This window comes from Acinetobacter sp. ANC_7588 (assembly GCF_056783995.1).
Map to the genome: position 1 here is coordinate 1 of NZ_JBWYIU010000022.1, position 10,080 is coordinate 10,080.

The 10,080-nt window shown below is 34.4% G+C and carries 9 protein-coding genes; 5 read left to right on the forward strand and 4 right to left on the reverse strand.

The genetic code is table 11. The annotated features are described in order from the left end of the window. Nucleotides 1–1,214: 1,214 nt before the first annotated feature. From AC1M9J_RS14510 to AC1M9J_RS14530, 5 genes are all read left to right on the forward strand, one after another. Nucleotides 1,215–2,108 carry a phage integrase N-terminal domain-containing protein gene (locus AC1M9J_RS14510; RefSeq protein ID WP_457794841.1) on the forward strand — a complete coding sequence of 298 codons (894 nt, stop codon included), beginning with the start codon at nt 1,215–1,217 and terminating at the stop codon, nt 2,106–2,108. Further along, on the forward strand, nt 2,109–2,348 hold the full coding sequence (locus tag AC1M9J_RS14515; RefSeq protein WP_481952552.1) for a hypothetical protein: 240 nt from the start codon (nt 2,109–2,111) through the stop codon (nt 2,346–2,348). Further along, nucleotides 2,349–4,166: a type IV secretory system conjugative DNA transfer family protein gene (locus AC1M9J_RS14520; protein WP_481952553.1), complete on the forward strand. Its 1,818-nt coding sequence runs from the start codon at nt 2,349–2,351 to the stop codon at nt 4,164–4,166. A 67-nt stretch (nt 4,167–4,233) separates the two neighbouring features. Further along, nucleotides 4,234–4,764 (forward strand): hypothetical protein, encoded by a 531-nt coding sequence (locus AC1M9J_RS14525; protein ID WP_481952554.1) that lies wholly within the window; start codon nt 4,234–4,236, stop codon nt 4,762–4,764. A 233-nt stretch (nt 4,765–4,997) separates the two neighbouring features. Continuing rightward, complete coding sequence (locus AC1M9J_RS14530; RefSeq protein WP_253139457.1) at nt 4,998–6,176, forward strand: Fic family protein; 1,179 nt, start codon at nt 4,998–5,000, stop codon at nt 6,174–6,176. A gap of 52 nt (nt 6,177–6,228) precedes the next feature. On the opposite strand, the gene AC1M9J_RS14535 is transcribed toward AC1M9J_RS14530, so the two are convergent. The 4 genes from AC1M9J_RS14535 to repM all read right to left on the reverse strand — a co-directional run bounded on the left by AC1M9J_RS14535 (nt 6,229) and on the right by repM (nt 10,000). Further along, nucleotides 6,229–6,813 (reverse strand): hypothetical protein, encoded by a 585-nt coding sequence (locus AC1M9J_RS14535; protein WP_253139454.1) that lies wholly within the window; start codon nt 6,811–6,813, stop codon nt 6,229–6,231. A 665-nt stretch (nt 6,814–7,478) separates the two neighbouring features. Then, a complete protein-coding gene (locus AC1M9J_RS14540) occupies nt 7,479–7,862 on the reverse strand; it encodes a hypothetical protein (RefSeq protein WP_481952555.1) in 384 nt (127 codons plus the stop codon). Between the two features lie 543 nt (nt 7,863–8,405). Continuing rightward, entirely contained in the window at nt 8,406–9,023 is a 618-nt protein-coding gene (locus AC1M9J_RS14545; RefSeq protein ID WP_481952556.1) for a plasmid replication DNA-binding protein, read from the reverse strand. 77 nt (nt 9,024–9,100) lie between these two features. Continuing rightward, nucleotides 9,101–10,000, reverse strand: a complete 900-nt coding sequence (gene repM, locus AC1M9J_RS14550; RefSeq protein WP_171258818.1) for a replication initiation protein RepM — start codon at nt 9,998–10,000, stop codon at nt 9,101–9,103. Nucleotides 10,001–10,080: the final 80 nt, after the last annotated feature.

Consider the following 10,080-nt stretch of genomic DNA (forward strand, 5'->3'; position numbering starts at 1 on the left):
GGACTCATCACTTTTATTTCGAAAACCTAGAAAACCTAACTATGAGTACTATAATTCTCTCATAGTTAGTAGTCAATCCCTCATATTTAAGTAGTCAATCCCTCATAGTTAGTAGTCAATCCCTCATAGTTAGTAGTCAATCCCTCATATTTAAGAGCTGAAAGCCTTGTCTTTAAAGGCTTTCAGCCTGCCTAAAAGATTTAAAAGATTTAAAATATAATTAAAAAGAGCAAATTAAAAAATTGCCCTATGTTTTCGCTACGCTCAAACTCTATTGAACTTCGCTTTCGCTCAGTTCGAAGGGGCAATTTTTTTCAAATAACTGGAATTAATTCTCTAAAAGAAAAAGCAACTCGGAATTCGCTTCGCTCATAAGTTTTTATGCTCGCTTCGCTCGGTCTAGATTCAAATTAATTTTGTTCGCACCCTTTCGGGATGCTCTGTACCTACCATTTAAAATCGAAAGGGAGCTTGTAATCAGGGAAAAGACAGGAGCGAAATTTTTATAATGCTCAATCGCTCGTAGACACTCGCTCGGTTTAAACCTGTTTCAGTTAAAAAGAAAAGGACAAAGCGAACGGAGTGTGAGCGACTAAGAAAAATCAAAATCTCAAAACTTATTCCCTCTGACTACCAGCTCCCATCTGAATTTTTCAGGGAGTAGCCGAGCCATCCCGAAAGGGTGGCGGCTCCCCTTTTTGATACACGTAAATAGTGGCCAGGCTCTCCAGTCGTCACTACCTATAAGTAGTGACGACTGGGGAAAAGCTCATAATATTTACAATTGAACACAAAACATTCAGTTATAGATGCGTGACAGGAACTAAATTGACGATATAATGATCAAACTTTCTTGTTTTTTCATAACTTTTCTTTGCTGACTTTCATTATGTTTTTCAGCTTAAACACAAACTTAATATTGGAGATCAAATACTTTTAATCGCTCTCATCCTATATGCAGAAACGGTTTATTTTTATAAGTATTCATACATTTGGACTTAAAGATTCTCGAATTTTTATAGCCATTTTTGAGCATTTTTTATCGAACCAATTTCTATAATTGACTTTGATAAAACGTTAATTCGGCTCTTAACACTAACCAATACATCGGATCTCAAACAGTTTAAATAAAAAATGATGCTTCATTGATTCCGTAGCCCAGCATAAAGCTGTGCTGTACTCATCAATAAAGCATCTCGAATAAAAGAGGACACATGACCTTAGAGTATCAATTCGATCAGCTCTGCAATAAATTCCGTGAGGGTTCACACGCAACACAAGCAAATAGAAGAGCTATGCTTAAACTGTTTACTGAACAGCTTGCCAAGAATGGTTATGACGTTAAAACCATGTCGCCCAAAGATTTAAAAGGTCGGCATGTGAATAAATTGCTTGAGCAATGGCGTAAAGATGGTGTGTCCACAGGAACAATAAAAAACCGGATGGTTGCTGTACGGTGGTGGGCTGAAAAAGTCGGCAATAGTGGTGCTGTCAAAGATAATGCAACTTATAAAATAGAAAATCGTGTCTATGTGACCAATGAAAATAAATCTATTTCTTTAAAAGATTTAGATTTGTCTAAAACCGATCCAAACATAGCGCAAAGCTTACGTTTACAAGATGCTTTCGGATTGAGAAGAGAAGAAAGCATGAAATTCCAACCAGAGTATGCTTTGGATGGTCAAAAAATTGAAAATGCTAAATATATCCGCTTAAAAGACAGTTGGACCAAAGGCGGAAGACCTCGAACGATTCCAATAACCAATGAAAAACAACGTCAAGAACTCAAAAACGCTTACGCTCAAGCTGTGAAAAATGGCGGTTCCATGATTCCAAAAGAAAAAAGCTATAAATCCCATAAAGCCAATTTTGAAACGATAACCCATGCGCTAGGTGTGGGACAAACGCATGGTTTAAGGCATGGCTACGCTCAGACCAGATACCGTGAACTAATGGGCTTCGATTGCCCTGCTGTCGGTGGTTCTCGTTCATTGTCTGTTGACGAGCAAGTAAAAGATAAAGAAATCCGTATGTTAATTAGTGAAGAATTGGGACATAGTCGAATAAATATTACGTCCGTGTACTTGGGTTCATGGAGTAAAAATTAGATGGGTATTGCATCAGAAATAAGATCAAGTTTGCCGTTGTGTGGTCGTTGTATTAATTGCAAGCTATTGATTTGGAATGATAAAGCGGAACTAAAATCTACTCAAAATTTAATTAAATTTAGAAGCTCAGAAGCATCTTTTTATTATACCGTTCGTTGTTCATGGCTCAAAAGTCCTGTATCTGAACCTCAATTTCTAGATACCTGTGAAGGTAAACAACAGCAAAAAGGGGATAATTAGATGGTGCATGATTTTCTTATATCTTATTACACGTTTTTAATCAGTGGCTTGCACCTAAAACCGCTTTTTGTTGGATTGGCGAATACGCTTTTTGTTTTAGTCATCATTGCGCTTTTTCTCATGATCGTTGTGAGTTTGAAGTCAATTTTTAAAGCGCATAATCCACTACATGAATTTTTATATAATGTAGTCCTTTTGAGTTTAGCCATATTAGCTCAGACCTATATGTTGAGCTACCTCACAAATTTACTAGCAAGCAATTATGTTATTGTTTCAAAAAATAATTATTTTTTATCATGGTTCATTATTGCTGGTATCTATGCCTTTTTTTATTTTGCAGATGGAAAGTCAAAACCTCGTGCAGAACGTATCAAAAAAGAGTCGGCTGAAGGATATGGAACGTTATTAAATGAGGTGCATCGAGGGTTTGAAAATAAAACTCCGCTTATTGCATTTACGGATAAGACTTTACCCAAAAAGCAAATTAAAGAGATGGAACAAAAATATCTTGATTGGTCGTTCCATCGTGAAAGTCTAAGGGTGACAAATGAAGATCGGGGCATTGTGTTAGGCGCACCTGGTTCAGGTAAAACAACGTTTTTAATCTCTCAAATCGTGGAGTGGATGAAGTCGGGTCGTAGCTTCGTTGCAACAGACGTAAAGCCAGAAATTTGGGCGATTCTCAAAGCAAACAATGTCTTTAAAATTTTCGGTTATACCGATTGGGTTTTTAATCCAACGGATGTGGATAGTGACCACTACAATATTTTTTCAGAAGTGAAAGACTCAGCAGAACTCAATGAGATTTTAAACATTATCATCAAAGATGATACAGCCGATTCAGTTGTTTTTAATGACCTTGCTAGACGTATTCTTAAGGCGGTTCTCATCGAACTTGGTGATAAGGCATCACTGGTGAATGCTCAAAATTATATTAACAGTATGGATAGTAATGATGAGCTGTTAAAGGCATTAAGACAGTCTGAAAAATCCAGTGTTTCAAATATTGCTAAAGAAGTTTCTCGAACAGCCCAAAATGATCGCTTACTTGCATCTGTGATGACGGCTGTTTCAAAAGCATTTGAGTTTCTTGATGATGATCGTATTCGAGTAACTACATCAGACAATACCCAAGGGTTCTATTTAAAAGAAGTATTAATGAAGCCAAAACAAGCCGTATTTCTGCAGTTTGACCAACAGTATAAGAGTTCAACAGCTACATTATTTGGGGCGATGGTGGCGCATACCATGCGTATTTTGCAGGCAAATCAAAATCGTGAGGCGGTATTCATTGCCTTAGATGAAATTATTAATTGTGCCCCTATCCCAAAATTCACTGATTTGCTCAATACGATACGTTCTGCAAATATGCCTACATTCCTCTATCTTCAAAGTTTGGAGGGCTTAAATCGCTTGTATGGAGCAAATAGCGACAAGATGTTCATGGGGTCTAGCAATTTAAAAATTGTTTTTAGAATTGGGGACATTGAGTCGGCTGAGGAATGCAGTCGATTAGTCGGTCAAACTGAAACGACATATATTTCTGAAACGGCAGGTACAAGCCAGACGAGCGGTACAAGTTCATCGAGTCGGGCAAGCAGTTCATCTTCCAATAGGTCGCAAAATACAGGTACAACCAAGTCCATTAAATTGGAATCTATTATTGAGCCTGCCGAATTTATTAAGTTGCCGATCTGTACGGCTGTTGTGATGTATAACGGCTCTTACGGAACATTGGAAATGCCGAAATACTATGAGTGCTACAACATGCCCAAACGCACTAATTTAAAAACAATTAGGGACTTTAAAGTCGCTTAAAACTCAAAACTTTTTAATAACGAAAAACCTTAGTACGGTTCACGAAAATATAGGAGTACTAGAAAAAGTGTTATATGAAGCCTATTACCCAAGTGAGGGTAGCGACAATCATCCAGTTCAAATTTTCTATGGCTTTGTGCAAGAAGGTTTTGAAAAAGACTATCAACTGACATTAGTTGTCTTTTATCCAAAACTAACAGGTACTTCATTATTTAATTTGAGTGATGAAATTAAAGCAGGTTTAGCAAATTTTCTATTGCAGAAGCATGTCTATGGGGTTAAAGCATCGTTTATTAGAGTTGCTTTTGTATGTCCGCATCTAAATGAACAAGATTTTTATGGAGAAAGTTGGGGTATAGATGTCTTTGGAAATTATGCGCAAGAGCAAATCGAGCAAAGACCAAAGAGTTTCTTGGATAAGATTTTCAATAGTGGCTTCATAAATATCAGTATCAACTCACGTAATTTAACTATTGGTTTAACTGAAAAAATTACGCTTATTGATGAAAAAAACCTTGATAAAGATGAAACAGCGTATCTTTTAAATAGACTGAAAGAAGTTAACTACGGGGACTTCAATAAAGTTTTTGGTGAGTAAAAATTTTTGCTGGCTATACGAAATTTAGTTATTCCAACTAAATTTCGTATATGAGATTTTATGTTAAATAATTTAAAGGATAGAAAAATTTAATATTGACTTTATATCGGAAAAAATAACGGCATTTTTTTTTAAAGTTGTTTTGTAATACATTGATATTTGTGTATTAATATATTTTTTATTTCGGATTTTATAGCGTACAATTATCTTGCTGTTTTAAAGAGATTTACAACGTGGATATTACACCGATTGCTAGTGCGTACTCACCAGAGCTAGAAGAGAAGTTATTCGAAATAATTCGCTTAGACGCGCAATTAGATTCAACTGTACCTAGTACTATACGAGATGCTATTGAAGGGTTATTACGTGTAGTTAACTCTTATTACAGTAATAAAATTGAAGGTAATCCAACTAAACCAAGTGAACTTTTGCATTTAAATGATGAATCTATTGAATATAAATCTAAAGGACTTTTGGAGATTAAAAGACACATTGAGGTTCAAGTTAAACTTAATTTGCAACACAGCAATGTTGAAGAAGTAACTTCACAAGATTTCATTAAAAAGATTCATGAAGCTTTTTATGAGCAGTGTGAGCCTTCGGAACTACAAATTTTAGATAGTGACGGTATAACTACTCATCAAATAGAACCTGGATGTTATCGTCTAACAAACGTTAGAGTTGGACCTCACACACCACCATCGCCAGAAAAAATTTCAGCATATATGTCATGGTTTTCTAATGCTTATAAAGTTAAGTACCTTCCAGGCATGAGTAAGTATTGGGCAATGGCTGCATCACATCACCGTTTAGCTTGGATTCATCCATTCTTAGATGGAAATGGTCGAGTTTCAAGGTTGTTCACAGATTGTTTTATGCGTGCAATCGGTTTAAAAAGTTATGGTCTGTGGTCTATGTCTAGAGGGTTTGCTCGTTCGAGTGAGCAATATTATAAGTATCTCGATATTGCTGATAGACAAAGACAAGGTAGTATGGATGGTAGAGGTATATTATCTGATGATGGACTAACACAATTTACAGAATATTTTATAGATGTTGCTCTAGATCAAATGACATATTTCAGTAGCTTATTAGAACCATATAAGCTTGAAGAAAGAATTAACGTTTACTTCCAATTAAGATTCAATGAAGCCTTATTTGATCATAAAACGAAAAAACCATTAAAGAAATTGCCTTTAGAAGCGAAAGATATATATAAAACTCTTTTGCATAGTGGGCCACATTCTAGAAAAGAATTACAGGATAAGTTTCAGATTAGTGAGAAAAAATTGAGGGAAATCGTTCAAGTAATGGTTAAAGACCATCTAATATTTGCTCCTCCTAAACACAAATTGCAAGTTAGATTGTCTCCACATGCTGTTGAAGTATTATTTCCATATCTATTTCAATAAAATAAAAAAGCTCATTTATGAGCTTTTTTATTTTTTATCTAGCTAATAAATTTTAGGAGAAAAATTTAATTTCTACTTGGTCAATGAAATCACTATAAAATTTTAAGCCTAATAACGCTAACGTTACTGGATGATGATTTTCAATAGGACTTTCTAAATGCTTTGATGGTGGATTATACCACTCACCATTATTTTGCACTTTAATTGCTATTGGATGAGGCATTACAGTTTCTTGAATCATAGGATCCCCTTCATAATGAGAGAGGCTTCCATTACTTATGACCATTTTTTTTATGTAATGAGAGCCTTTGTGTGCGCTTTTATATGAAGTATGACCAGGATAAATTTCTGTGATTTCTTGGATTGAATGAGTATCTGCGTCACGAGCCTGTTTAAGATATCTAAGAAGCATATCTTTTTTACGTAATCGACTGAACTGTCCTTGCCAAGGTTGAAACTCATTTCTTTTGTCTTGGCATGCTCTTTCAGTTTTTGCCCAGACTTTCTCTAAGCACCCTAAAAAAAATCGCCAATTTCTCTCAAACTCTTCAAATGATTTTGAATTTTGCATAGCTTCAATACTAGATCTAGCGGATTCTAGTTCTGCTTTAGCTTGTTTTAGGGGGGTATTCTGCATTTTCTCTTATTTCATAAATATTTTATAAATTAATAAAGCCTTTTTTATTATTTTCAACTACTTAATTTTAAATTGATTCTAAAGGAAATCTACAATTAACATAATACAAGTTAGAAGCTTAAAAATTAAGCTTAAGCTAATGATTATATATATTTTTTTAATAAAAAACCCCAGCATCCTGCCGGGGTTTCTCATATTGGGTTGCTAGGTATGACTCCTGTCTTACCTCACGCTCCTGGTGCGATCTTTCTTATTCTTGTTGTTTGGAACATCCTGTTCTCTATGACTTCATCATAGGAAAATTCACCTATCCTGGATAGCCGCAAAGGGCCGAGATTGATGTGAGCCAAAGCGTACAAAATAGCCTAAATTTTATCCCCAGCAATTGGGGATAGTTTTGGAACCTAGATCCGTATGAAATGGGCACTGATTACTAGATTGATCGTTTTTTAACCGAATTTACTGGCAAAATGTTACAGATTTGCTTAAAAACTCACCAAATTATTACAAAAGCCGATTTTTGTGCATTTTGTGATCATGGTTAAATTTTTAAGTTATTGATTTTCAAATTAATATACAAGTGTACTTCGTATAACGCCCATTATGTTAAATTGGTTAAAAGCTTTTGATACGAAAGAATCAAACACAATTAGATAGAAAGATAGTTATTGTGGTTTTCTTAATTTTTTTTCCACAATAATTAAAGATAATGAGAGAGCAATAAGCAAAGCATCATTTGATAGGCTATCTGTTAAATTGTTCGGTATTAGTAGAGTTTTATATAAAACAAAATAAATCAGTATCATAGCAATTATTAATAAATACGTTTGAATGAAATTTATGGGACTTCTAATAGTTTTTATGTAACTATTTTTTGGTGTACAAAATCCCATAAATGCTCCAAATAATAGGGCTAGTAGAAAACCATTTACTAAGTTTTCAATCGCTGTTGGCTTATTTTCAAGCAATCTAATACCATAAACAAAGGTAAATAACGGAAGTGCAAAAAGGAAAGCGATTAAAACTATTTTTTTAAGGTGTATTTTCATTAAAATATTTTCTATGACTTTGTACTTTCTTCTGGGGTCCTTCTAAGCTGTTTTTCTCTTTCTCGGATATTGATAATTTCTAATCTATTCAGCCAGTATTGGATGGCGTATTGATATTTAGCAAAGAATGCAAAAAACATAAAAGTAAAAGTAGGTCCCATATCTATACTGTCAGAATAGCCCATATATTTATTATATAGCGCCATACCTATCGACCACATAGTTAACAACCAAAACATATAAGTTGATAATTTTAGAAAGTTATCAAAACTTTTACCTTTGAACATAGTAATCAATTCAAGAAATAATTATTATTCTCAATAATATCAAATTTTATAAGTAATTAAAATTTAAGAATTTCTAAAATTAACATAATACACCTTATACGAAATACAATTTTTTATTTCTTATAATTCATAGCCTTATGCTTATATGAAAAGCCCAAGTATGCGTACTTGGGCTTTTTTGTTGATTATTCATGTTCCACGACTATTCTTTGATCAATGTTTCACGACTTTATTCATATTAGTTAAATAATCGTGGTTAATCATAGGGTCTAAAAAAACGGCTCCAAAAGCCCCTTTTTTCAGGCTCTGGTTCAATGTGTTTAGGCACTGGAATCCGCTTATTTTCCGGCTGCTCTGGAGTAGTCAATCCGTCATCTTTCGGCTGAGTTTGGATCTCAGTTTGTACAGGAGCTTCTTTTTGTTGAGTAGTCAATCCATCATAGTTCGACTCACTTTTTGAGCTAGTGTCTGTTGCTGTATCTAATTTTGGATCGATAGACCTAGTTGTATAGGCTCTTGGAGCTTCTAATAATCGTTGTATCGCTTCAATTTGTTCATCCTTAACGTGTAATTGATCATTCTTGGCTTTTAATTCATCACGTTGAAACTGCTCACGCTCATGCGCCTGTTCAAGCTGTTTTTGAAGCATGTAAACCTGCTGTTCTAGAAGGTGAACTTCTGACAACTTTCGTGTTTCGGTTGTCTGTGAACTGTTCACATTTCTAGACGGTTCACCAAAAACTCGAATAGCTTCGGAAAGATCAATTTTACCATCACTATTCTTACTTAAATTACCTTTATTAACTTGCTTATAAATGGCTTGACGAGTCATTCCATACAGGTTTGAAAGCTCAATAACAGATAGTGATTTCATCTTGTAATTCTGGTTGTCTATTATGTGAACCAAGATACATCAACAAACAGTCAACCGCTACATACACAGTCGATCTTTTATGCCTTAAAGCCTAAATTTTTAAGATGAGGAATAAGTTGTTTTTGTTGCATTGGATCTCGCAGCATATCTTTAATTTTGATAGCTAAGTCGTCATAACTTTCACCTTGTTGTGCTAGGTGAGATACTTCATGTAAGCGTGAAAGCTGATTACCAAACATATTAATTTGTGAATCTGTCAATTTATAAAAATTATTCTGTTCAGATTTATGCTCAATACTTTTTGATTTTTCTTTAAACGTGAATTGAATGTGTGTGACTTTTCGGCCTGTCTTTATTTGCTCGTAAGATACATTTAAAGGGCTATGTTCATTGATTTGATCTACAGCTGTATCAATAACCCATCTTTTTAAATCAGCAGATAATGGATATCTTTTTCCTAACTCCAACATACCTCTTAGAGATTCGATGGAAATCTCCCGTTTTCCTATTGAACGGTATTGGCTTAATAACTCATAAATACGAATAGCATAGGCGCTACTCATACCAGCAATGTCAGATAATGAATACTTAGTGAATTCACGACTTAGATTAGAAATGAAAGGCAAAATTTCTTTAGAAAACCTAATTCCTACAACGCTTTTACTTTCTAAAAATCGTATGGATTGAATCCATCTCATTTTGATTGATTCATCATCAATAGCTAAATTAATTGATCTGTCATATAAGCGGTTTACACCATCTTTTAGATCTCTATAAGCTGTTTTTTCATGAACCCCAAGTTTTTTTAAGTCATCAATAGTTACGCGATAAATTTCATCATCTGTAATGTCTTCAGCCCGACTAATTTTACTAATAGCCGCTAACACAATACGCTGTTCTGTTGAGCTGAGTTGATATGAAGCCTCAATAACTTGATTTGATTTAACTACTAGTTCTTTTTTAGATGGACTCATCACTTTTATTTCGAAAACCTAGAAAACCTAACTATGAGTACTATAATTCTCTCATAGTTAGTAGTCAATCCCTCATATTTAAG